This window comes from Paraburkholderia adhaesiva (genome assembly GCF_021390575.1).
In the GTDB taxonomy this organism is placed as follows: Bacteria; Pseudomonadota; Gammaproteobacteria; order Burkholderiales; family Burkholderiaceae; genus Paraburkholderia; species Paraburkholderia adhaesiva.
This window is the reverse complement of record NZ_JAJEJQ010000004.1, coordinates 283,893-306,050: the sequence shown is the minus strand read 5'-3', so window position 1 is coordinate 306,050 and position 22,158 is coordinate 283,893. Positions and strand designations below refer to the sequence as shown.

General features: G+C 58.6%; 16 protein-coding genes, 6 pseudogenes and 1 other annotated feature. Of the genes and pseudogenes, 6 read left to right on the top strand and 16 right to left on the bottom strand.

Annotation, left to right across the window (positions count from 1 at the left end):
- Window positions 1-138: 138 nt before the first annotated feature.
- From L0U80_RS29245 to L0U80_RS29230, 5 genes and pseudogenes are all read right to left on the bottom strand, one after another.
- Window positions 139-1,226, bottom strand: a protein-coding gene (locus tag L0U80_RS29245) for an IS3 family transposase (protein WP_233862864.1) whose coding sequence is annotated in 2 segments (ribosomal slippage) — window positions 139-977 and window positions 977-1,226 — 1,089 coding nt in all. Because the reading frame shifts where the segments join, the coding sequence is not laid out codon by codon here.
- A gap of 15 nt (window positions 1,227-1,241) precedes the next feature.
- A complete protein-coding gene (locus L0U80_RS29240; protein WP_267955015.1) occupies window positions 1,242-2,855 on the bottom strand; it encodes a long-chain-fatty-acid--CoA ligase in 1,614 nt (537 codons plus the stop codon).
- Window positions 2,856-2,967: 112 nt separating this feature from the next.
- Window positions 2,968-3,108, bottom strand: a pseudogene (locus L0U80_RS31885) (site-specific integrase); the annotation flags it as partial.
- Window positions 3,099-3,275: pseudogene (locus L0U80_RS29235) on the bottom strand (LysR family transcriptional regulator); the annotation flags it as partial. The pseudogenes L0U80_RS31885 and L0U80_RS29235, both read right to left, overlap by 10 nt.
- Before the next feature lie 701 nt (window positions 3,276-3,976).
- Window positions 3,977-4,673: pseudogene (locus L0U80_RS29230) on the bottom strand (transposase); the annotation flags it as partial.
- A 412-nt stretch (window positions 4,674-5,085) separates the two neighbouring features.
- Between L0U80_RS29230 and L0U80_RS29225 the strand changes: the two are divergent.
- Window positions 5,086-5,364: pseudogene (locus L0U80_RS29225) on the top strand (transposase); the annotation flags it as partial.
- 9 nt (window positions 5,365-5,373) lie between these two features.
- On the opposite strand, the gene L0U80_RS29220 reads toward L0U80_RS29225, so the two are convergent.
- Entirely contained in the window at window positions 5,374-6,531 is a 1,158-nt protein-coding gene (locus L0U80_RS29220) for an IS30 family transposase (RefSeq protein WP_233874526.1), read from the bottom strand.
- 64 nt (window positions 6,532-6,595) lie between these two features.
- Window positions 6,596-6,712, top strand: a sequence feature (AL1L pseudoknot).
- Here L0U80_RS29220 and L0U80_RS29215 point away from each other — a divergent pair.
- Window positions 6,602-7,551, top strand: a pseudogene (locus tag L0U80_RS29215) (IS3 family transposase); the annotation flags it as partial. (Overlaps the previous feature by 111 nt.)
- Before the next feature lie 266 nt (window positions 7,552-7,817).
- On the opposite strand, the gene L0U80_RS29210 reads toward L0U80_RS29215, so the two are convergent.
- Window positions 7,818-8,321, bottom strand: coding sequence for an SLATT domain-containing protein (locus L0U80_RS29210; RefSeq protein WP_233874523.1), 504 nt, complete (start codon window positions 8,319-8,321; stop codon window positions 7,818-7,820).
- 33 nt (window positions 8,322-8,354) lie between these two features.
- Complete coding sequence (locus L0U80_RS29205; protein WP_233874519.1) at window positions 8,355-9,089, bottom strand: hypothetical protein; 735 nt, start codon at window positions 9,087-9,089, stop codon at window positions 8,355-8,357.
- Window positions 9,090-9,239: 150 nt separating this feature from the next.
- Between L0U80_RS29205 and L0U80_RS29200 the strand changes: the two genes are divergently transcribed.
- The 4 genes from L0U80_RS29200 (at window position 9,240) to tnpC (ending at window position 13,020) form a co-directional block, all read left to right on the top strand.
- Window positions 9,240-10,606 (top strand): IS3 family transposase gene (locus L0U80_RS29200; protein WP_373322155.1). Its coding sequence is split into 2 segments (ribosomal slippage): window positions 9,240-9,725 and window positions 9,728-10,606, totalling 1,365 coding nucleotides; the frame shifts between segments, so codons are not numbered across the junction.
- Between the two features lie 40 nt (window positions 10,607-10,646).
- Window positions 10,647-11,054 carry an IS66-like element accessory protein TnpA gene (tnpA, locus tag L0U80_RS29195; protein ID WP_308444903.1) on the top strand — a complete coding sequence of 136 codons (408 nt, stop codon included), beginning with the start codon at window positions 10,647-10,649 and terminating at the stop codon, window positions 11,052-11,054.
- Complete coding sequence (tnpB, locus tag L0U80_RS29190) at window positions 11,051-11,398, top strand: IS66 family insertion sequence element accessory protein TnpB (protein ID WP_233874513.1); 348 nt, start codon at window positions 11,051-11,053, stop codon at window positions 11,396-11,398. Before tnpA ends, tnpB begins: the two co-directional genes overlap by 4 nt.
- A 29-nt stretch (window positions 11,399-11,427) precedes the next feature.
- Window positions 11,428-13,020 carry an IS66 family transposase gene (tnpC, locus tag L0U80_RS29185; protein WP_233874510.1) on the top strand — a complete coding sequence of 531 codons (1,593 nt, stop codon included), beginning with the start codon at window positions 11,428-11,430 and terminating at the stop codon, window positions 13,018-13,020.
- Window positions 13,021-13,159: 139 nt separating this feature from the next.
- On the opposite strand, the gene L0U80_RS29180 is transcribed toward tnpC, so the two are convergent.
- The 8 genes and pseudogenes from L0U80_RS29180 to L0U80_RS29145 all read right to left on the bottom strand — a co-directional run bounded on the left by L0U80_RS29180 (window position 13,160) and on the right by L0U80_RS29145 (window position 22,114).
- Window positions 13,160-14,176: an RDD family protein gene (locus L0U80_RS29180; protein ID WP_233874507.1), complete on the bottom strand. Its 1,017-nt coding sequence runs from the start codon at window positions 14,174-14,176 to the stop codon at window positions 13,160-13,162.
- A 302-nt stretch (window positions 14,177-14,478) separates the two neighbouring features.
- Window positions 14,479-15,498 (bottom strand): AcrVA2 family anti-CRISPR protein, encoded by a 1,020-nt coding sequence (locus tag L0U80_RS29175; protein ID WP_233874505.1) that lies wholly within the window; start codon window positions 15,496-15,498, stop codon window positions 14,479-14,481.
- 154 nt (window positions 15,499-15,652) lie between these two features.
- Window positions 15,653-15,859: a hypothetical protein gene (locus tag L0U80_RS29170; RefSeq protein WP_233874503.1), complete on the bottom strand. Its 207-nt coding sequence runs from the start codon at window positions 15,857-15,859 to the stop codon at window positions 15,653-15,655.
- A 344-nt stretch (window positions 15,860-16,203) separates the two neighbouring features.
- On the bottom strand, window positions 16,204-17,004 hold the full coding sequence (locus tag L0U80_RS29165) for a Fic family protein (protein ID WP_233874501.1): 801 nt from the start codon (window positions 17,002-17,004) through the stop codon (window positions 16,204-16,206).
- A gap of 55 nt (window positions 17,005-17,059) precedes the next feature.
- Window positions 17,060-17,293 carry a transcriptional regulator gene (locus L0U80_RS29160; protein WP_233874499.1) on the bottom strand — a complete coding sequence of 78 codons (234 nt, stop codon included), beginning with the start codon at window positions 17,291-17,293 and terminating at the stop codon, window positions 17,060-17,062.
- A gap of 293 nt (window positions 17,294-17,586) precedes the next feature.
- Window positions 17,587-18,237 (bottom strand): gamma-mobile-trio protein GmtX, encoded by a 651-nt coding sequence (gene gmtX, locus L0U80_RS29155; protein WP_233874497.1) that lies wholly within the window; start codon window positions 18,235-18,237, stop codon window positions 17,587-17,589.
- A pseudogene (gene gmtZ / locus L0U80_RS29150) lies at window positions 18,234-20,822 on the bottom strand (gamma-mobile-trio integrase GmtZ). The gene gmtX and the pseudogene gmtZ overlap by 4 nt, the downstream one beginning before the upstream one ends.
- A 539-nt stretch (window positions 20,823-21,361) precedes the next feature.
- Window positions 21,362-22,114, bottom strand: coding sequence for a site-specific integrase (locus L0U80_RS29145; RefSeq protein ID WP_233874495.1), 753 nt, complete (start codon window positions 22,112-22,114; stop codon window positions 21,362-21,364).
- Window positions 22,115-22,158: the final 44 nt, after the last annotated feature.

The window sequence follows — 22,158 nt, the reverse complement described above, 5'->3', positions numbered from 1 at the left end:
CGCAGGTCGCGCCTCAGGATCTTGCCGATATTGCTCTTCGGCAGCGCATCCCTGAACTCGACGAGTTTCGGGCGCTTGTACCCTGTCAGCCGCTCCTTGGGTAATGCCCCCGTTTTCCACGGTGGGCAGAAGTAGAAACTAAGCGGCCATGGCCAGCCGCTGCTTCGGGGTAAAACCGCCCAATGCCATATTCGGGCGCTCGTGATTGTAAATCCACATCCAGTCGGCCGCCGCTTCGCGAACCTGCTCCAGGTCTTCCCACAGATACTGCGACAACCATTCGTACCGAGCAGTCCGGTTGAACCGTTCGATATACGCATTCTGCTGCGGCTTGCCCGGCTCGATGTATTCCAACCGGATGCCTTGCTTCTGCGTCCACGTCACGATGGCCGCGCTCAGATATTCCGGGCCGTTGTCGCACCGGATGACCTTCGGCTTGCCTCGCCATTCCATATGCTGCTTCAGCGTGCGAATCACCCGCTCGGATGGCAACGAGAAATCCACCTCGATGCCCAGCGCCTCGCGGTTGAAATCATCAATCACGTTCAGCGTCCGGATACTGCGCCCGTCAACCAGCTGGTCATGCATGAAGTCCATCGACCACACTTCATTGATGGCCTCCGGTACCGATAGCGGCTGCGGCGTTTCCCGCACCAGCCGCTTTTTCGGCTTGATGCGCAGGTTCAGCTCCAGCTCGCGGTAAATCCGGTAAATGCGCTTATGGTTCCAGCCGAATCCCTTCACGTTACGCAGGTAGAAGTAGCACAGCAGAAAACCCCAGTTGCGATGGCAACCCGTGATACGCAGCAGCCAGTTGGCAATCTCTTCGTTCTCCGTGTTCAACTTCGCCTCGTACCGGTAGCACGACTCGCTGATGCCAAACGCCGCGCACGCCACACGAATTGACACGCGCCGCTGTTGCACAACCCGCTTTGCCATCTCGCGCCGACGAGATGGCTTCAGAACTTTTTTTGCAGTGCCTCCGAGGCAATCTCAGCCTTGAGCTTCTCCTCGATGTACATCTTGCGAAGCCGGGCATTCTCCGCCTCCAGTTCCTTCATGCGCGACATCATCGACGCGTCCATGCCGCCGTACTTCGAGCGCCATTTATAAAACGTCGCCGAACTGATGCCCAGCTCCCGGCACAGCTCCGGCACCGCCAGTCCGGCCTCCGCGCGCTTGAGCGCCTCCAGTATCTGGCTGTCCGTGAATCTCGACTTCTTCATCTGCAGAACTCCCTCTTAACGAGAAAATTCTACTTCTCCCGACGATGGATTTGCGGGGGCATTACCCTTGCACCAGTCGAACAGATCGGTATCGGCCAGCGTCTTGTCCTTGCGGACCACGAAGATCTTCACAGCCTCGCCGGAGTGCCGATCGGGTACGCCCACCGCCGCGACCTCGAACACGCCAGGATGCTGCGCCACCACGTCCTCGATCTCGTTCGGGTAGACGTTGAAGCCCGAGACAAGAATCATGTCCTTCTTGCGATCGACGATCTTCACGAGGCCGCGCTCGTTCATCACGGCGATATCGCCCGACTTGAAGAAACCGTCGAACGTCATCACCTTCGCCGTCTCGTCGGGGCGACGCCAGTATCCCGCCATCACCTGCGGCCCGCGAATGCAGAGCTCGCCGGGTTGGCCAATACCGAGTTCGTTGCCATTGTCATCTCGAATGGACACCTCCGTGGACGGCAGCGGCAGACCGATCGCACCGCTGTACGCCGAGGACACAGGCGAGTTGCACGTCACGCACGCCGAGGTCTCCGTAAGCCCGTAGCCTTCGATAATCGGCACGCCGGTCTTTTCGAACCAGCGTTTCGCCACCGCCTCCTGCACCGCCATGCCGCCACCCACCACCGCGAAAAGCTGCGAAAAATCCAGCTGGCCGAAGTCCGCGTGCTCCAGCATGGCGTTGTAGAGCGTGTTCACGGCGGGGAACATGGTGATGCGATAGGCGCGCAGCGATTCGATCATGCCCGTCATGTCCCGCGGATTCGGAATCAGCACGGCCTGGCCGCCGGTATGGATCGTGAGCAACGCGCAAACGGTGAGCGCGAACACGTGATAGAGCGGCAACGCGGCGACAGTCGTGAATTGCGTGACATCCGGGCGCCTCGCGCGTGCCGGTTCGAGCCAGACCTGGGTCTGCAGCAGATTGGCGATCAGATTACGATGCAGCAGCGTCGCGCCCTTCGAAATGCCGGTCGTGCCGCCCGTATATTGAAGAAACGCGATGTCGTCGGGGCCCTGCGTTGCCGGTGTGAACCGCAGCCGGGCACCTTCAGCCAGCGCCGCCTTGAACGTCGTGTGGCCGGGCAGGTGCCACGCGGGTACCATCTTTTTGACCCGGCGAACCATGAAGTTCACGATCAGCCCCTTCGCGCCCAGCAGGTCGCCCATCGACGCCACCACAATATGCCTGATCGACGTGTTCAGCACGACGGCCTGCAGTGTCACCGCGAAGTTCTCCAGCAGGACGATCGCCTCCGCGCCGCTGTCCTTGAGCTGGTGCTCCAGCTCACGCGGCGTATAAAGCGGATTCACATTCACGACGACATAGCCCGCGCGCAGGATGGCCGCGAGCGCGACCGGATATTGCAGCACGTTGGGCATCATGATCGCAACGCGCGTGCCGCGCGCGAGGCCCTTCGATTGCAGCCACGCGGCAAGCCGCTGCGAGAGCGTGTCCAGTTGCGTGTAGGTGATCGATTTTCCCATGCAGGCAAACGCCGGCTTCGGACCATGCTTGCGGAAGCTCTCCTGAAACAGCTCGCCAATCGACGCGTAACGCGTCATGTCGATTTCAGCCGGAACGCCCGCTGGGTAGGAATTGAGCCAGTTTTTGTTCATGTTGTCGTTCGATGCAGCGGTATGGGGGACCGGCCAAGATTCGGTCGAATTGCTATCATAAGCCTTGGCGTTATGAAATAACTTTCCGTTATGCTCCCATGGCGTAAGGAATTCAGGCGGTGAAAGCCTCCCCGAACTGCCGCGCACGCTTGACATCATCGGTGTGCAGATAGATCGAAGTGGTCGAGATCGACGAGTGACGGAGATTGTCACGCACGGCGCTCAGCTCGACACCGTTTGCGAGCGCGTGGGTTCAAGCCGGTTGTGGGCGCGTTTGAACAAGGGGAAACCCAGACTATGCCCGGTCTGGGCCAGCGCCTTGCTCATGGCCGGTTGCGAAATGCACAGCAGTTCGGCCGCCTTGGAAATTGATCCCGCACGCATGATCGCAAGCAGGATTTCAATGTGTCTTAATCGCACACTGCTGCTCTCTTTTTGTTTATCGAAAAATGATTACCAGAATCAGGCGCAGAAAAGCCCAGCTGAACACGAAGGAAATAATCAGGGTTATGATCGCTGTCCGGAGTGTCCACTGCAGTCGCATCCTGCTGCGCTCCTGCACAACTATCTTTTGCGGCCACGTGAGCCATTTCACGTCGCGCGTGCCGGAAGAATATTTCTGCTCATCCATGGTTCGAGATGGATTTATCAAATTAATCAGGAATACGAAGCATGACTAGTCGGTACGCGATTTTTGAATGCGTTTTGTAATGGTGTATGCACTGCGTGACTATACCGGCCTCATGTAGTTCACCGATCGCCTGATGGACAGCTTGTGCCGGCAGTCCAGTCACGTTACTGATCGACGGAAATGGTAGATGCGTATCCTCGTCGAATGACAGCATGTGTGCGATAGCCTGAGCCGCGAGGAATGTCTGGTCAGAGAGACCCAGCCCGGCGAGGTGCCTGAGCAACCTCTGCTTTTCTGCCGACAGGTGCGAATTCGAATTGCTCAGGGTTTCCAGCTGTCTTGCGATCCTGAGTTCTGTGGACTCGTCTGCTTTCCGGGAACGCGTTTTGGGGACTCGCTGACGATCCTGATTTCGATGCGGTGGTTCGTGCGGTGTGCGGACCACCTCGCGTTCAGGTTGCGAGGAGGTGGAACTGTCTTGCCGGTGTACGGGTGAATCGGGGGACCTGCGGGGACGGCCACGGCGCAGTTGTGTAATCCGGCGGTTGGCCACACCGGCAGCCCATTCCAGGGTACGTTGCGTCTCCCAGCACCCAGCCTTTCATGGTTGCGTTCATGAGGGCCGCGACTTCCCTTTCATCGAGTGGCTCGCTGCAGAGTTGCTGCCAGGCGCGGTGCCGCTCGAATGGCTCGTTGCCGAGTGCCCAGAACATGGCGTGATCGGTTACCTTCGGATCATGGGCCAGACCGGCGTGGTGGTGGTAACTTGACCAGCGGTAATCTGCGGGCGCGCTCACGAGTCCGGCACGTACGGGCTCGACTTCCATGAGCCGCATGGCCAGCAGGAGATAGCGCCCGGGCTCGATTACGGTTGCGCGGAACCTGCCATCCCAGGGCGTACCATGCGTCCCACGCCTGCGATTGAACATTGGGCTATACCGACGACCGGTTGCCTGTATGGCCAGCGATAGCGAGCTGGTATTCGCAGGGGTGACGAGTAGTTGCATCTTGTCTGGCATCAGCACCCACGCGTGGATGGCGAGTTCGAACTCACGTGCATAGATTCGCAGGCTTTCGGCAAAGAAGCCGTAGTCTGAATCGTCGACGAACGCATATTTTCCCGGGAGCGTGCGGAGCACTACATGCTGGGGCTGGCCGGGCATATAAAGACGGGGAAGTCTCACCATATTTCAAATATCCAGAAAAACCGTATCGGATGATTGATACCAGATTTCTGGAGCAATGGATCACGATACGGTGACATTGACCAGGCTAAGGAACTACTCCAGCCCTCGCGAAAAGAAACAGCATAACCACCGTCAAAATCAGGAGCACAACAAAGATCGGGGCAAGGCCCCAAAATATGCCAAGGCCAATTCGCCGGGACTCTTTTCGCGTGAATAAAATCACTCCGAGGGTGATGGCGACCAGTGACGGAACAGGAAGGCTGTAGGCAAACCACTGAAATTTACCAAACGCCACATCGAGAAGCACGTGCCCAACAAAGATAACCATCCAGGCAATTACGATCCCCTCGCGCAACTCGGCTTGAACCGCGCCGGGTTTTGTGGAGGCTCCAACTCTTGAGACAATGGAGCCATGAACAAGAAGGCAACCAAGTTTTCCCCGGAAGTCCGCGAGCGAGCAGTACGCCTGGTGCGCGAGCAGCGTAGCGAACATCCGTCGATGTGGGCAGCGGTCGAGTCGATTGCGCCGATGATCGGCTGTACGCCGCAGACGCTGCACGAATGGGTCAAGCGTGACCAGGTTGACCAGGGCGAGCGTGATGGCGTGACCACCGACGAACGCGAACGGCTGAAGGCTCTGGAGCGCGAGGTCAAGGAGCTGCGTCGTGCCAACGAGATTCTCAAGGTCGCGAGGGTAGGTTCAATGAGTCGCTGCAACAGCCTCGCGTAGTTTATCGGCCGGAGACATGAAGCCCAATGTCTTTCTGGGCCTTTCATTGAGTCGCGCCGCGATTTTGTTCAGTTCCGCCTGCGAATATTGATCAAGTTGCGTACCGTGAGGCAAGTACTGACGCAGAAGTCGGTTCGTGTTTTCGTTGGTACCGCGTTGCCAAGGACTTCGCGGGTCGCAGAAGTAGACCTTCACATCCGTGGCAATGGTGAAGTCTTTGTGGTTCGCTAGCTCCATGCCACGGTCCCAGGTGAGCGACTTGCGTAGATGCCGCGGCAGCCGTTTAACCTCGCGCTTGAGGCCCGCGACAACGCTCACCGTGTCTTTTCCCTTTACCTTGACGAGGATGGTGAATCTCGAGCGCCGCTCGACCAGCGTAGCGACATGAGTATTGTTGGCGCCACTGACGAGATCTCCTTCCCAATGACCAGGTACCGCACGGTCAGCTGCTTCAGGTGGTCGCTCGTGAATCGAAACCGCGTCAGCGATCTTGTTGCGAGCGCCCTTCGTGCTAGAAAAGCGTGAGTGACGCATCTTCCGTTGGGTCCGCAAGTGATACTGCAGCTCCTTCTTCAGGACGCCGCGCGCTTGCACAAACAGGCTGCGATAGATCGTCTCGTGAGACACGCGCATCGACTCGTCATCGGCATATCGGTTCTTAAGCCAACCGCTCACTTGCTCTGGAGACCATTCGCGGCAAAGCTTACGCTCGACCGCGTAGCGCAAGCGCCGATTCTGCTCCAGGAGGCAGTGTTTGGGTCGCAGAGCGGCCTTCGAGGCTCGCTCCTCGGCTTCCAGAGCTCGATAGTGGCCTGTTCCGCCGTTACGCGCAATCTCACGGGAAATCGTGGAAGGCGCGCGACTCAAATCGCGGGCAATCGCTCGAATCGAAAGTCCAGCGGAGATGCCGCGCGAGATATCTTCACGTTCGCTCAACGTCAATGCCCGCAACGGCCGCTTACGAGCAGCAGGGGTGTACCCTCCGCATAGTCGGATCACGCCGTAAATCGACCCTGCAGGCTTGCCTAGTGCCTTACCGATACCAAGAAACGATTCGCCTGCCCGCCACCGCCGCCAAACCTCTGACTTGCCTTCTGGCGGCAACCCAGGCCGTCCCATTTGTGCCATTCGCCAACCCTCCCTCATTCGATACTAATAGGAAGGTGTTGCAACGACTCATTGAACCTACCAGCGCGTTTTTCGCCCAGGCGGAGCTCGACCGCCGTTTCAAGTCCTGAAGGCCTTCGTCGATCAGCATCGCGACACCTTCGGGGTCGAGCCGATCTGCAAGGTCTTGCGGATTGCCCCGTCGGGCTACCGACGCCATGCAGCACAGCTTCGTGATCCATCCCGACGCTGTGCCCGCGCGAAACGCGATGAGATTCTGCAACGCGAGATCAGGCGTGTCTGGCAGGCCAACATGCAGGTCTATGGCGTGCCGAAGGTCTGGAAGCAGATGAACCGGGAGGGCATTGCGGTTGCACGCTGCACAGTCGGTCGGCTGATGAAACTGCAAGGTCTGCGTGGTGTTGTTCGCGGCAAGAGGATTCGCACCACGATTGCCGACAAGAGCGCACCGCGCCCGCTGGACCGGGTCAACCGGTACTTCAAGGCGCAGCGGCCGAATCAGCTCTGGGTGTCGGACTTCACGTACGTTTCGACGTGGCAAGGCTGGCTTTACGTTGCGTTCGTGATCGACGTATTCGCCCGCCGTATTGTTGGCTGGCGAGTCAGTTCGTCGATGACCACGGACTTCGTACTGGACGCACTTGAACAGGCGCTGTACGCGCGGCAACCGGGCGAGGGTGGGACATTGATACACCATTCCGATAGGGGGGCCCATACGTCAGCATTCGCTACAGCGAACGTCTGGCCGAAGCGGGCATCGAGCCTTCGGTCGGCAGCCGTGGCGACAGCTACGACAACGCGCTGGCTGAAACGATCAACGGCCTGTACAAGACGGAACTGATTCATCGGCGCGCCCCGTGGAAAACGACGGAATCCGTTGAGCCTGCAACGCTGGAATGGGTGGCCTGGTACAACCATCATCGATTGATGGAACCGCTGGGCTATATCCCGCCCGCTGAAGCTGAGGCAAACTACTATGGGCAACTCAGAAATATCGCTGATGTGCCCGCATTAACTTAAATCAACCGACCTCCACGATTCCCGGTGCGGTTCAAGGTCCTCCGCCCTTACCAACAGCGTGAATAGCACACAACAAACCGTTGCAACCCACGCGGCTTGCGCATTTCCAGTGCCAACCATGATCGATGTGGGTGCGACAAGGGTCAAGAAGAGGCCGAGTCGGAACGGGCAATCCCGGCGGGGTGGCCGCTCCGGACTTGGAAGCGCGTAATCGTGTCGCGTGCGATCGGTTCCATTACCAGCCATATCGTTTTCCCCTTTTCCTGTCAGACCGTGTGATCTGGAAGGTCTGAAGCATTGTGACCCTTCGCGGATGGTGCTGCGGTCCAACGAGCGTCTTCCTGCCGGTTTATCGCGAAGATTCGATCCCCGATCTCCCGTCGAACTTCATCATATCGGCGCGAGATTAACGCGACTTGCTCCAGTGTGATTTCGACAGGCAATTCGTAATCCAATTGATCAAGCAGCTTATCCAGTCGATCAGCACGGGCGTAATAGGCGTCCGACTGTTCTCGCCAGCTAAACTTTTGTTGCAGGGCGGCTAGGCCGGCCGTTACCGCCGCGATGGCGCTGAAAACAGCCGGATTGAGGGGAAAAGGCTTCACGCTCGCGACAATGCCGAGAGTGACGGAAATCCCGCTGGACACAATCGTGGCCCACTTCCAAAGAGCGAGCCACAAGGCGAAACGCCAAGCGTACCTGTTGCTCCTATCCCGGTCGGCCTCGATCTTCGCGCGAAGTGCCGTCTTGCATGCTTCAACCGCGTCCATGTGTTTTCCGATTCGCAGACTGACCTGCGCCGATCACGGGGCGGCAAACTTGCGAGCGCGTACGTCCCATGCAGTGAGCGCAACACCGGTGATACCGAGCACAACCGTCAAAAGCAGACCATGAAGTACTCCTGCCCGGAGCATGGCATCGGGGTACCACCCACGGGGTGCGATGACGACGCTGACCTGCACGCTTGCCACGGCGACGGTCACGGCCAGCAATGCCGCTGCGATCTCACGAGCGGAACGCTGGAGGTCCCAACGGGCAAGCGCACTCAACAGCAGCGCTGGAAGCAAAAAGACTGCAGAGCTTCCCCACACGGTCCCGGCGCCCACGTTCTTGTACAACGCGGCGAAGGCGATGCTATGGGCCGTAAAGACCGCAAGAATGAGGAAGGTCGTGCTCAGGACCCCTCGCAACGTGAAGGCCGGCTCGGGCCGGGTTGTGTGGGAAAAATATACTTTGGCGTCCGGTGTGAGAAAGAGCAGCGCGTAGGCCACAAGACTCAATGCCAACCAGAACACATACGCTGGCACTGCCCGCACGTCCCGAATGGGCGCTGAAATTGCGCAGGCGACGACGAACACCGCGAGTGCGAGCCATCTTGCCCAGCGCCAGCCACGGAACAGCCCGACCGCGATAGCCACGGTCAGCCCGATCTGGAACCAGTGCCACCTCCACTGAGCCGCGACCGGAAACACACTGCCGGCATAGAGCGCCATCTTGCCGATGTAGGCCTTCGCGTCATATGCGCGCAGCATGGTCATCACGGACGTCAGAAACAGGTATGCCAAGCCTGTGACGATCGGTAAGCGAGTCCTCCGTACCGTCTCGACGGTTTGACCAGAAGTTGCCAGAGTAGTCCCCACCACATTGTGAACTGAACCCCGAAGGTTGGACATCAACCCGAGGGGTTTATGGGAAAATATACGGAGCAAGCCAAGCTGGCTGCGGTGAGAGACTACCGTTCAGGCGAGGGCGGGCTGAAGGCTATCGCTCAGCGGCACAACGTCGACGTTTCATCGCTACGCCAATGGATCGCTGGTTATCGCACGCACGGTGAAGCCGGTGTTGTCGAGAAGAAGCGGGAGTTCTATGGCGTCGAATTGAAGCTTTCGGTATTGAAGCGAGTGCGTGAGGAGGGGCTGTCGCATCGACAGGCCGCCGCATTGTTCAATATCCGACGTTTCAACATCATTGGCCGCTGGGAGCAGCAATATAACGAAGGTGGACCGGAAGCCCTGTCGTGGGGTTCCAGGGGGCGTCGCAGGAAGATGACGAAGAACGCTGCGTTACAAAACAAAGCGCAACAAGCCGGTGATGCGAGAAGCCACCAGGAATTGCTGGACGAACTGCACCGTCTCCGTATGGAGAATGCATATCTAAAAAAGCTGAAGGCCTTGGTTCAAGCGAGCGAGCGGTCAGCGCGAGAGAGCGAACGAAAATCGTGCTTGAGCTAAGGCAACAATATCCGCTTGCAGGCCTTCTGAAGGTAGCGGGACTTGCGCGCAGCACTTTCTACTACCAGCAGAAGGCATTGCAGATGGTCGACAAGTATGCTGATCTAAAAGTGAAGATTCGCATGTTGTTCGATCAACACAAGGGACGGTATGGCTATCGGCGGATCACGGCCGTCATCCGGCGAGACGGGCACTTGGTCAATCATAAGACCGTCCGACGATTGATGGTTCAGCTGCAGTTGAAGTCCTGTGTTCGGGCGAAGAAGTATCGCGCCTACAGAGGGCAGCTCGGCCACGTAGCGCCGAATGTACTCGAGCGCAGGTTCGAGGCGAGACGTCCGAACGAAAAGTGGGTGACTGACGTCACGGAGTTCAACGTGGGCGGTCAGAAGCTGTATCTGTCGCCAATCATGGATCTCTACAACGGCGAAATCGTGTCGTATGAGATTGCCAGACGTCCCTTGTTCAATATGGTGAGCGCAATGCTAGGGAAGGCGTTCAACCGGCTGCAATCCGGTGATAAGCCAGTCCTGCATTCCGACCAAGGCTGGCAGTATCGGATGCCAGAATATCGACGTCGCCTCGAAGAGCGTGCAATTACCCAGAGCATGTCTCGCAGAGGAAACTGCCTCGACAACGCTGCCATAGAGAGCTTCTTCGGTACGCTAAAGTCGGAGTTCTACTATCTCAATGAGTTCCGAGACGTCGAGGAGTTACGAACTGGCATTGAGAGCTACATCAAGTACTACAATCACGACCGAATCAAGATCAAATTGCAGGGGTTCAGCCCGGTCGAGTACCGAGCTCAATTTGCGAAGGCATAGTCGTTCACAGTCCAACTTCTTGGGTTCAGTTCATCGAGTAGTGGGGACTACTTTGACAACAGATGCACCGAAGAAATCTGGCCGCAAAGGCATACCGAATCATCCGCTCGAATTCCGGCGCGAGATCGCCAGGCTGGCGAGCGAGCCCGGGGTTTCGGTCGCACGCCTGGCGATGGAACACGGGCTGAACACGAACCTGGTGTTCAAATGGCGTCGGGCGCTGCACGCGGGTGAATACGATCCCGTTGATCTGCTTCCCGTAAAGATCGATGCAGCGCTGACCGAGGTAGCGCCGCCGGCATCGACTCCGGCGCCGGTCACTGCACCGTCAGGGGCTATCGAAATCAGTGTCGGCAACGCCCGGGTGCGTATTGAAGGCGCACCTGACGAAAGTACCTTGATGCTGGTGCTGCGCATGCTGCGCGGTATGCCGGGAGCAGCAGCATGATCGGTCTGCCCAGCCACACGCGCGTCTGGCTGGCTGCTGGCGTGACCGACATGCGCTCAGGCTTCAACAGCCTGGCCGCCAAGGTGCAGACCTTACTGCAACGCGATCCCTTCTGCGGGCACGTCTTCGTGTTTCGTGGCAAACGCGGCGACCTGCTCAAGGTGCTGTGGTGGAGCGGCGACGGCATGTGCCTGCTGATGAAACGACTCGAGAAGGGGCGCTTTGTATGGCCTCAAGCCGACGGCGGCGTCATCTGCCTGAGCCCGGCGCAACTATCGATGCTGCTGGAAGGCATCGACTGGCGGCAACCGACGAGAACGGCACGACCGACCTCAGCGTTGTAAACGTCGCTGCTGGCGCGTAAACTGCCTGCATGACGCGCGCGAACTCACTTCCCGACGATGTCGAAACGCTGAAGGCCATGCTGCTCAGCCAGGAGGCCGCGCTGCGCGAACGCGACGCGCAAGTGCTCAAGTTGCAGGAAACGGTCGACTCGCAACAAGCCGCATTGGCTTCGCGCGCTGCCGAAGTCGAACACCTGAAGCTGCTCATTGCCAAGCTACGCCGTATGCAGTTCGGTCGCAAGTCGGAGAAGCTGGATCATCAGATCGAGCAACTCGAGCTGCGTCTCGAAGAGCTTGAGGTCGACGAAGGCGCTGCGCCGGTCGAAATCCCGAAGACGCTGCGCACGGCAGTGGAACAGGCGCCGCGCAGGCCATTGCCGGAACATCTGCCGCGCGAGATCCAGACGCACCTGCCCGAATCCGCTGGGAAGTGCACGCAGTGCGGTGGCCTGATGAAGTCGCTGGGAGAAGACGTCGCCGAACAGCTTGAGTACGTGCCGGCCAGCTTCCGGGTCATCCGTCATGTGCGCCCGAAGTTTGCGTGCGTATGTTGCGACCACATCTCCCAGGCGCCGGCGCCGAGCCGCCCCATCGAACGCGGTCTCGCCGGCCCAGGGTTGCTGGCACATGTGCTGGTCTCCAAGTTCGCAGACCACGTGCCGCTCTACCGGCAGTCGGTCATGTACGCGCGAGAAGGCGTCGAGCTTGATCGCTCGCTGCTTGCGAAGTGGGTCGGTCACGCGGCGACGCTGCTGCAGCCGCTCGTTGAAACACTGCGTCGTCACGTGATGTCAGCGACGAAACTGCACGCCGACGACACGCCGGTTCCAGTGCTTGCACCGGGTAACGGCAAGACGAAGACCGGTCGCCTGTGGGTGTACGTGCGCGATGATCGTGCATCGGCCGACCTGACGCCGCCGGCGGTGTGGTTCGCCTATACGCCGGATCGCAAGGGCATCCATCCACAGCAGCACCTCGATTCGTTCAACGGCACGCTGCAAGCCGACGCATACGGGGGTTACCAGGCAATCTACGAAACCGGGCGCGTTACGGAGGCCGCTTGCTGGGCGCACGCTCGACGACAGTTCTACGAATTGCACGCAGCGCGCCCCAATGCGTTGAACACCGAAGCGCTTGAGCGTATCGGCGCGCTATACAGGATTGAGGAAACCATCAGGGGCAAACCGCCCGACGAGCGCCGTGCCCATCGCCAGGAGCATGCGCGGCCGCTACTCGATCAATTCCACGCGTGGCTCGCAACGATGCTGGAAACGCTCTCGCGCAAATCGGACACGAGTCGGGCGATCCTCTATGCGTTGAACCGGTGGCAAGCGCTCACACGCTATTGCGATGACGGGCAGTTGGAGATCGACAATCTACCTGTCGAGCGCGCGTTACGCGGGGTAGCGATTGGCCGCCGCAACTATCTGTTCGCCGGCGCAGACTCCGGTGGCGAACGTGCTGCTGCGATCTACAGCCTCGTTGGCACCGCAAAACTCAACGGTATCGATCCTGAGGCGTATCTGCGCTACGTGCTTGTACGCATCGCAGACCATGCCATCAACCGCATTGACGAACTCACACCGTGGGTCGTCGCAGCTCAGCTCCGCACGGCAGTCTGAGGATCACGATCTCCAGTCAAGACGTCACTGGTGCCACGCTTACGACGATCGCAGGCCGTCTCACGGACATGTTTGCATTAGTAACTGTCATCGTTCATTGTTGCTAGCCCCATACGGTAGCGAGCGTTTTCTAGTGTATTCACTGCACCGTGCGGGGGGCCCCAGATCCGATCTTCGCTACCCATTCGCTTCCAGGAAAGCTCTCTGCATACTGGGTTCGCCACGTTGCAATGCCGAGGTCAACAGCGCGGGCGCTGACGATCGTAACAGCGTCCTGGCTCGCGAGAATTGGCGACGCTGCAAATGCCGCCTTCGCGATTTCTAGCATACCGCGCTCTGTCAGCAACACCGGGGCGTTTGTCACAACGGCAATCATGGCTGTCCGTCGCGCCTTATCTCCAGTTCCTACATGCCAGCTACTGTTCGCCGTGATGCTGCATTGCCGGACGCCGGGAATCGACAGTGTCGCTCGCTGAATCGCATACATATCGGTAAGCTTCGACGCGACATATCGATTGAGGAATGGGCTCACGATGATAACCAAGCCTGCAACGGCTCCCAGCACAACCCAGTGCAGGGTGCGAACGGGGGTGACCCGTGCTTCGCTTGCAGAGTCACGAATCACAAGACTGGAGACAGCAAGATCGTGCAGAGATTGTCGACATGGCCGGTTGAAAGCAAGCAGGTATAGAGACGCCGTGCTCCAAAGGAATACGACCAGTCTGTTGGCGGTTGACAGCCACGCCATAGTCAGCGAATTCAACACCGGCAAGTCGACGAACCCGATGCCGCCGAGGACCAGCGGAATCGCGATGACCGCATAGCGAGCACTCGCTTGTGCAAAGGTCAACGCGCGGACTCCATTAGCGTCGCGCCTTACCACCTTGATCTTCAATACCCGCTTTCCGAGCGACTGACAGCGGCCAGCGAAACCTTCCATGAAGCCGAAATAGCCCACACCGATCAAAAAGCCAATCAATCGTCCCCATAGTCCAATCTTCGCCAACTGGTCAAAGAAGAGGAAAGCCAGGGTCGAGCCAATCAGGCCAAGCACGAGGCAGTCGATACCAAACGCGACCGTCCTACGCCAGAACCCAGCCACCTCGCCGCCAGAAGCGGCCCCGCTTGTGGCTTTATTGTCGATGTCACTTGTCATAGTGCGTTTGCGTTTTCCTGCGTGGCTCGCGCGCCCGGCGCGAGCGCTTTCCCTATGAAACTAGCGTCGGCTGAATGAGATGCACCCACTCAGAACGAAGGGTCGCCGGACCATATGGTTCAGTTTCCGTCGCCTGTACGTCGCAGTCCTTACGCGGACAGCCAACAACGTACACGTGTTGCCCGTCGATCACATCGTTGCCGATTTGCGGCATCGGCGTGCCGTGAATTGGGCAACACCCTTCGCTCAAGCGTCTCGTATGCTCTCTCGCCGATTGCTGTGCCTTTGCCATTACTTTTCCTTCACTCGGATGCTACTTGGTGAATCACCACTGGCAGATCGGTATCCTGCTCGACGTTGACGGGGATTGGCGGAAGCCAGCGAAGCGAAATCGATTGTTCGCCACGCTTGCCTACCCAGTACGAATGCCAGTGAGCACGACGAACGTGAGGGCGCACGGCGATGGCTACGCTACCCGTTCCGTCTGGCGCAGAAGCCTCACGCCTTGCGAGGCTCAGTGCCGCGCCCATACGAATGCCTACGTTCCATTGTCGGGGATTCTTCGCGTTGAGAACGCGCTTCGTCGCGCCGAAAAACTTGAATTTGGGTGTTTCCGGCCTCCAGTCCTGGATGTCGGGCTTCTCGGAACAGAGATAAAGTAGCAGCGACAACAGGGCAGAGACGACATGCGTGTTGATGACGAAGGCGTCGGAATTCGCGAGATTCCTCGGCAGGCGACCCGCTTCAGTGTCGGCTCGCTGATACATCATTTGCAACAGATCTTGCACGGGATGGTTTCCCAGCGGCAAGGAATACATAAGCACATCTCTGCTGGGGTTGATCCCGGCCTCTTGAAGTTTAGCCGACTCTTCGCGCCAGATCCCAACTAATTCAAGCTCGTCCTGCGTCCCAAGGCGCGACAGGTATGCCCAGAATCCGAGTAATGGGTACGACATGTTGTCGGACAACGGGGTTTCTACAAAGACGGCCCAGCCTGGCAGGCGCGTTAGTAGTTGGCTCGGCACGTCGCCTTCGAGATCGGTGTCAATCAGTTCCTCGTAAAACGTCTGATCGAATCGATAGACACCTTGCGTCGGACGCCACGCAACCAGTGCGCCCAGCAGCGCCGGATGGAGCGACGGATTTTCGCCCGGCTCAAGCTTCAGGCTAAGCGTTTCTGCCTCAGCACGGCTAAAAATACTGCCGTCCCGATAGCGGCCACGCGTCAGCGTGGAGCGCAAGCTGTCGGCCTGGCTCCATGCGTGTGGAAATTGCTTCTCCACCGCACGCATGACCTCGAAGGCCGGACTGTTGAGTTCCATAATCGCGTTTTTCCCTACATTTTGATCCTGCCGTTCGCCGTCGTATTCGCCTTTTTTGCATTCGCCGTTGCTGCTGGTTGCGTATGCAGTTGAGCGTCCATGAATTCTTTGTGTATGGTGCTGTGCGCAGTATGGATCGCGTTTTCCGTATTCGTTAGAACATCGCCATCTGTGCAGCGCCGGTCACGCTCACTGCGCGGGGCGCTTCATCGACTGTCGGCGCTCCCCCGCTCTCCATCTGAGAACCGGCCGGGACCGCCTTCGAATTACCGGCGTCGAGTCGGTACTCCGCGCCCCATTCGGAGCCCAGCACCACCGCTGCGAATACAACGTCGGTCGTGATGCGGATGAGTTGATCCATGCTCTCCATGAACTCCGGTTTTTCTCGTAACGCGCCACCCGCGCGCGCAGCCACGTCACAATACGCTCGTGCCTGGCAAGTGCCTCAACATAGCTCAAGGTATCGACCGTCTTGTCCTTGATTCCTGGCCCATCAACGTAATGCACGAACCGTGGCGGACCGGGCATCGTCACGTCATCCGTCATTCCAGACCACCGCGTGAGCACCCGCGCGTGTGGGCCGACATCCGTCCGCGCGATGACCGCATGATCGGCGTCCCAACGAGACCATTGCTTAAGCGTTACCTCGACCGGCTAGTGAGCGCCATCCAGGATGAAATAGTATGCGTGCCCGGCCATTGCAAACTACATCCCGAGACCCGGCGACGGCGGTGCCGAAGCCGGTGCAGGCGAATGACGCAACCCGAGCACGTCGAGATAGACGTCAAGCGAGCGTTGCACCGACTCCGCGACCAGGCGCGTGATGTCGCCATAGTCACCACTGACGCAGGCATAGTCGAGGGCGTCGTAGTAGGCCAGCCGATCCTCTTTGCGGATGATCGCGGGCGGGTAACCGTCTTTCATCAATTCGAAGTTCAGCAGCAGCCGTCCCGTCCGGCCGTTGCCATCGACGAACGGATGGATCTTCACGAACCGCGTGTGCAGCTCCGCAGCACGCTCGATCGGGTGCATGCTTGCCGCGTTCTCATACCAAGCGATAAGCGCGGCCATTTCGGCGGGCAGATGCAGGAAATCAGGCGGGATCGTGCTCGCGCCTGCGATTACGACGTTCTCACGCCGATACCGGCCTGCCTCGTTATCGTCGATGCCTTTCAATACCAGGCTGTGTATATTGCGGATCTGCCATTCTGACAGCGCCTCCCCCTTCGCCACGATGTCCTCGACATAGAGGATCGCGTCGCGATGGTTCGTCGCTTCGAAGTGTTCACGAAGGGACTTCCCGCCGACCGTAATGCCTTCGAGAACCACCTTGGTTTCGCGCAGCGTGAGCGTGTTGCCCTCGATTGCATTGGAGTGATACGTCCACTCCAGCACCAACTTCTCGCGCAGCGACGCTACCGTGTGCGGCGGCAGTGGGCGCGCAGCATCGAGAGTTGCCTTGTCGGCGTCGATAGTATTCAGCAGCGCGGCAGTTTGATTCGGCATTTGCTTCTCGAAGCGAGGTTCACTATTCGTCAGCATATATCCCCATTGGGGATAATCAAGCGGGTTTCCGGTTTTTCTGCCATTGCAGGATTTCCAGCACATAGGATCGGCCCATATCGGGCATGGTGCGCGCGTCCGGGGAATCTGCGGGCAGAAGCCATTTGTCCAACGTGCGCACGGCAATGCTCAAGCGCGCGGCAAACTCCGCCCGCGACATGCCCAGCCGATCCATCGCTATGCGCAGCAGTTCCTGCTGGGGAAGTGCTGAGAGATCTTCCTTCGTTGTCATGCGTCTATTTAACGGTCAAAGTCACTCCTAGCTTTATATCCCCAACGGGGATGACAATCAAGCCTCCGAGAACACCCCACTCAGATCGGCAATCGCCTCGCGCTTCGCCTTCTTTGAGACCTCCAGATACGGAGCGACATGATCGAGGTGGACGTGGCCCAGCAGTAACTGCACCGTTTCAATCGAGTGGCCCTGTGCAACAAGCCGACTGGCGAAGGTCCGGCGACCCGTTTTTGCTAGAGATAGATATAACAACACCGCAAAATCAATAGTTTAGCGGTGTGTCTATCACATTAGAAATCCGCAACGTAATCGACGGTCTTGCGGATTGCGGAGGCGAAGCCGGCCCTGAACACGATTTGGACAGCATCAGTGGTGACACGGCCAGTATCGTCGACGATCCATCCCCAGTCAGACAGCGTGGCCGAGCTAATCGCTGCCTCCAATGCCGTCACTTCGTGAAACGTGAGTCTCAAACCCTTCGGTGCTTTCGCCTGTTGGTCGTGGTGAGATGGTTCCGACAGGTCAAGCACCGCAGTCTGATTTGCCAGCTTCCGTGTCGCTAGCGGCTGGGCACGCAGAGACGTGACTTCGGCCAGCAGAAGTTTGATCCGCACGGCAAGAACCGGATCTGAGACTCCCTCAAGAATCTCATCGGCAGCGGTTGCCTTCTGCGCTTTCTTCTTGCGGTCGTTGCCACCGACCGACGCTGCATAAGCCTTGATCAGGGCACGATACTCCTCTCCCGGCTTATTGCGGATTGCGGCCGCAGACGGTCCGCCTCGATCGGACGAAATCCGACCAATGGTGGCGACAGAATAGTCTCGACTTCCTCGGTCAGTTTGCTCTTCACAGATCGCAAAGACGAGCCGCAGCGACTGTTCCTTACGAGGGGTTGCCGCGCCGCATAGCTGCTCCAGTAATGCCGCTGGATTGGTGTTCATGCGGGGTCCCCCTCTAACGCGAGTTGCGCCGCCCGCTGCGGCGCAGGCTCCTGATAAATCAACGTCGACAGTTTTACCGGCGCGCCGATGCGCTCCGTCAACATCACATCCATGTCATCGGCAATGCCGCTCGCCTCAAGCAGCCTGCTGCCCTCGATCAAGCACGCCGTCTCCTTGTAACCGAGGCGGGCATAGAGGAAATTGACGAGTTCGTTGCCCACAGCCAGCGCTTCGTCGTCCGTGAGCGAAGCAAAAATCGGCTCCCGATGGTTTCGGGCAAGCATGGCGTCTAGCAATCTGCCTCGACGCAGCGTGGCCCGGGGGACCGTAGGGGCCGGATACACGGTAGCGTGCTGACACACGCTGTTGTACAGATCGAACGGGCGGGCCTCACCGAGGGCTGTCGCGACATCAGTTAGATCCACAGTCGCCAATAGGCGAACGGATTTACCGGGCTCACCACTCTCCGGCGCCGTTGCAAGTATTGCTTTCGAGCGTTCGATCAACGTGTAGGTCGCGTGCCAGTTGTGCGCGAGAACATCAAGCTCCGTCATAGCCGTTTCACGGCGACTGTAGAGGGCATCGAGCCGGCGGTAGGTCGATGACGCCGCTTCTTCAGCCCCGTCGTTGAGGATCTCGTTCTCGGCCGTGGTGATGTCAGTTTGCATCCGGCGCAATTGCTCGCTGGCTTCGACAACTTCGATCCCCACGGAATTGAAGTGGGCGACCAACCCGCCCAAGAACGCAGGGCCGGATAGGAAGAACCGGCAGCGAACACAGTTGCGCGGACCGCCCGGCGTCGGCTGAAAGTCCTTTCTCCCGTTTTCTCCCGTCAGTTTCGGGCCGCCGACGTCACAAAGTGAACCACCAACCGGGCAAATACCAAGGTCGCCGATGAGCCACCCGGCCGCCGAACGCTCCTGCGCCGCCAGTAAGCCGACCTTGTCATTGAACGCCACAACGGATTCCGCGTTGGCGAGATCGCAATCCTGTCGAAAGCGTGAGTAGTTTTCCTGCTCGTGCCCTAGCAGTTCGGCCTGCGCTTCAGCGAGCTGCTGCGAGATATATGACGGCCCCTGCTTCAGATAGTAGAGCGTCATGAGTACGCTTGCGTGTCCGGCTACGCATTTGCTAAGAATGGATAGCGGCACGCCGCCTTCAACGGAAAAGGCCGTAAGAATCGAAACTCGCAGCGAGTGCAGATCGAATATCGGCACGCGCGGGTTACCGCGCACGTCGCGTTTTTCGATGAACCGGATAGGCTTTCCATTGGGCAATGTCTCCCCGCGCGCTTCAACGCGTTTTTCGAGTTCGTCCAGTAAAGCGTGCCAGAAAGTCAGCAAGCGCCCGGTGTAGATCGGATGATCCTTGCTGGAGCGGATTGGGTCTCGGAAAAGGAAGCAACTTGCCCCTCTGGCGATCATCTGCGCTTTCGTATGGCTTCGCGTGACGTTCGCATTGGTGAGATCCGTCCACTTTGTGGGGTGGTGGATCGGATTGAACGTTTTCTGCCACGCAACAAGCTCATCGATCAATCGAATCACCTCGTCGTGCTGCCAGGGTATTTCATATCCTTTATCATTGAGATCTTTGAAGCGGTCAGCCGTCTTATTGGTGTTGACGTAAAACCCGGTGAACTCACTCCCGGTATTTGTATCCTGGTAGCGCCTCAGAAAGCCCCGCCGCACCAAAGCCGCGCCCTGCGGAGCTAACTCGCCGAGATTCCGGTCCCAACGACCGTGGGAATAGGTGAAGGAATCCGCCTCTCCGCTATCCAGCATAGTCACCTAGTAGGTGCGAAGCGGTAAAAACAGCTTGAGAAGCATCGCGTACGCCCTGACCGGGCTCCATACGGTCTCCCATTGCTTGGTAACCGGATGAAATCGCTTGATGTGGTCCTCTCGAAAGGTTTTGGCCCACGCGTAGTCGTCATGGGTGATGACGTGAATCAGCTCCCGGATATACCTGATAGGCAGAGCGTCACGAGCCGTTTCAGCTCGCTTCGGCACCTCTTTCCGTCTTGCAATCGGGTTGAACAACTGTGGATTCCGGACTGGCCGTCCGATGTCGTCTTCTAGGGCCAGCCGGACATCGACATACCAGTCGAAGAATCCGGCCATGGATCCGATGCGCTTAGCCGCAGTCCCCGCCTCAAGACGCTGTTCATCAATCCATTCCTCGTAGCGGACCGGGATGTTATAGCTTCGCGAGACATATTCCACGGGGCTGCGGGTAACCGCAGGACATGCCAGCAGGTATCGAAAAAATACGGTGAGCGCATCACGCTTGGGCGCGACGCCGCCGGTCACGTCGTTTGCCATCCAATTGGACAGCAATGTCTGCCATTCCACGAGACTGGGGTCCGATTGCAAGACCGAAGAGAAATCGAATACGGGGCGTGGCCTCCCGCGTCCTACACCCCAGTCGTGTTCAGTAATTGTGAGTTTTGCGCCATACAACCGCCGCTGCACGGCCAGCAACGGGCGAATGGATCGAATCGCCCGGCCACGGAACTTGTCGACCGCTTCCATCCGAACCACGCCCGGCGTCATATCTCCCGCTTCCCGCACGCCGATTGCCGTCATGGCAAGACGCCACATGCCGTATGACGCCTGCCTACGGTAAGCCTCGTTGAGGCTCTTACTGACCTCCGATATTTCACGAATCCACGCTGCATGCGGACCGAATTCGATGATTCCTATATCCACGGTGAGCCGCTGAAACGGCAAGTGCGGAGGCGCGGCCAGAAGGTCGGCTTCCCACAGAGAGGAGGTCAGTTCGATGACCCGCCGTCGCAGGCCCGTCTTGGCCGAAATCGCGCCATCTTTCGGCCCACGCCTGTTCAAAACGCTAATCAGGTCGTTGAAGCGTTCAATGAAGTCGACTACGCTCGCCAGACCGATGAGGCGCGTGCACGGACCTTCATATTCTGTGCCAGCAGCATGCTGCCACCAGTCAGCCGAAGTCCAGCCGCGAACAATCTGATCGCAAATGGTCGCCGCCTTCGAGCCGTCGAAGGCGGGCGACACAAGATAGCAGTCGTCGCTGTCGTTTCGGTATAACGTGTTTCCCGTCAGCGGCGAAACAATGGTCGTGTACTGGTCCGTCTGGAGATAGGATCTGCTCATAACCCCATGCCTTGCAAAATTTTCGTGGATTCTTCCTTGAACAGCCGGTTGCCCGCTGCATGAAGCGCCGAATTGACCTTGTCGGCAGTCGGCTCCTTATAGACCCGCTGGGATTCCGGAGCCTTATGGTGCAGTGCCGCCTGGATAACCTCGTCGCGAACACCAGCATCGGTCATTAGCTGTGCATACGCATGCCGATGCCCGTGCGGTGTCGTACCGAACGCCTTTCCCGGGACCAGACCGATGCGCTTCACTGCCTTGGCGTGGGCCTGCCTGAATGAATCCACGGTATAGGGGGCACCAGCGACGTCTTCTTTCTGGCTTACGAACAGGAACGGGTGAGCACAATGGCGACTGCGAACCTTGGTGATGTAAATCTTGAAGAGCGCGAGAAACACTTCGCCCCAGTACGATGGGAACCAGTGCACGAGCGCGTACTTCGCTCGGCCGTCGGTCAGCTTCAGATCTTTCCAGCCCGCGTGAAACCGACCCGGCACCAGATTCCGCGGTTGCATCTGCCATTTAACACGCAGGTATTCCTCACGGTCCCCATCGAGCACCTTGCGCGCAACGGGGTCCACGTAGTCGTCAGGCGCTTTGCCCTGCTCGGGGTGGTAGAGTCGGACCAGTGCACTTTTCGCGTTTCGTGGATCGATTGCGACATCACTCACGTACAGATGGAAGGGCTCCGATTCCCGAAGACCACCCCCGTGCAACAGCACGGAGATGAGCATGTCGCGGATATTCATCCGTTCGTGCAGCGCTCGCTGCCTTCGATTTTCCTCGAATCGGA

Coding starts and splice junctions, on each gene's coding strand:
- L0U80_RS29220 (WP_233874526.1), bottom strand. CDS start 6,531: ATGGCACAAATGGGACGGCCTGGGTTGCCGCCAGAAGGCAAGTCAGAG.
- L0U80_RS29205 (WP_233874519.1), bottom strand. CDS start 9,089: ATGACCATGCTGCGCGCATATGACGCGAAGGCCTACATCGGCAAGATG.
- L0U80_RS29160 (WP_233874499.1), bottom strand. CDS start 17,293: ATGACAACGAAGGAAGATCTCTCAGCACTTCCCCAGCAGGAACTGCTG.
- L0U80_RS29240 (WP_267955015.1), bottom strand. CDS start 2,855: ATGAACAAAAACTGGCTCAATTCCTACCCAGCGGGCGTTCCGGCTGAA.
- L0U80_RS29145 (WP_233874495.1), bottom strand. CDS start 22,114: ATGAATATCCGCGACATGCTCATCTCCGTGCTGTTGCACGGGGGTGGT.
- L0U80_RS29210 (WP_233874523.1), bottom strand. CDS start 8,321: ATGGACGCGGTTGAAGCATGCAAGACGGCACTTCGCGCGAAGATCGAG.
- tnpB (WP_233874513.1), top strand. CDS start 11,051: ATGATCGGTCTGCCCAGCCACACGCGCGTCTGGCTGGCTGCTGGCGTG.
- gmtX (WP_233874497.1), bottom strand. CDS start 18,237: ATGAACACCAATCCAGCGGCATTACTGGAGCAGCTATGCGGCGCGGCA.
- tnpC (WP_233874510.1), top strand. CDS start 11,428: ATGACGCGCGCGAACTCACTTCCCGACGATGTCGAAACGCTGAAGGCC.
- L0U80_RS29165 (WP_233874501.1), bottom strand. CDS start 17,004: ATGCCGAATCAAACTGCCGCGCTGCTGAATACTATCGACGCCGACAAG.
- L0U80_RS29180 (WP_233874507.1), bottom strand. CDS start 14,176: ATGACAAGTGACATCGACAATAAAGCCACAAGCGGGGCCGCTTCTGGC.
- L0U80_RS29175 (WP_233874505.1), bottom strand. CDS start 15,498: ATGGAACTCAACAGTCCGGCCTTCGAGGTCATGCGTGCGGTGGAGAAG.
- L0U80_RS29170 (WP_233874503.1), bottom strand. CDS start 15,859: ATGGATCAACTCATCCGCATCACGACCGACGTTGTATTCGCAGCGGTG.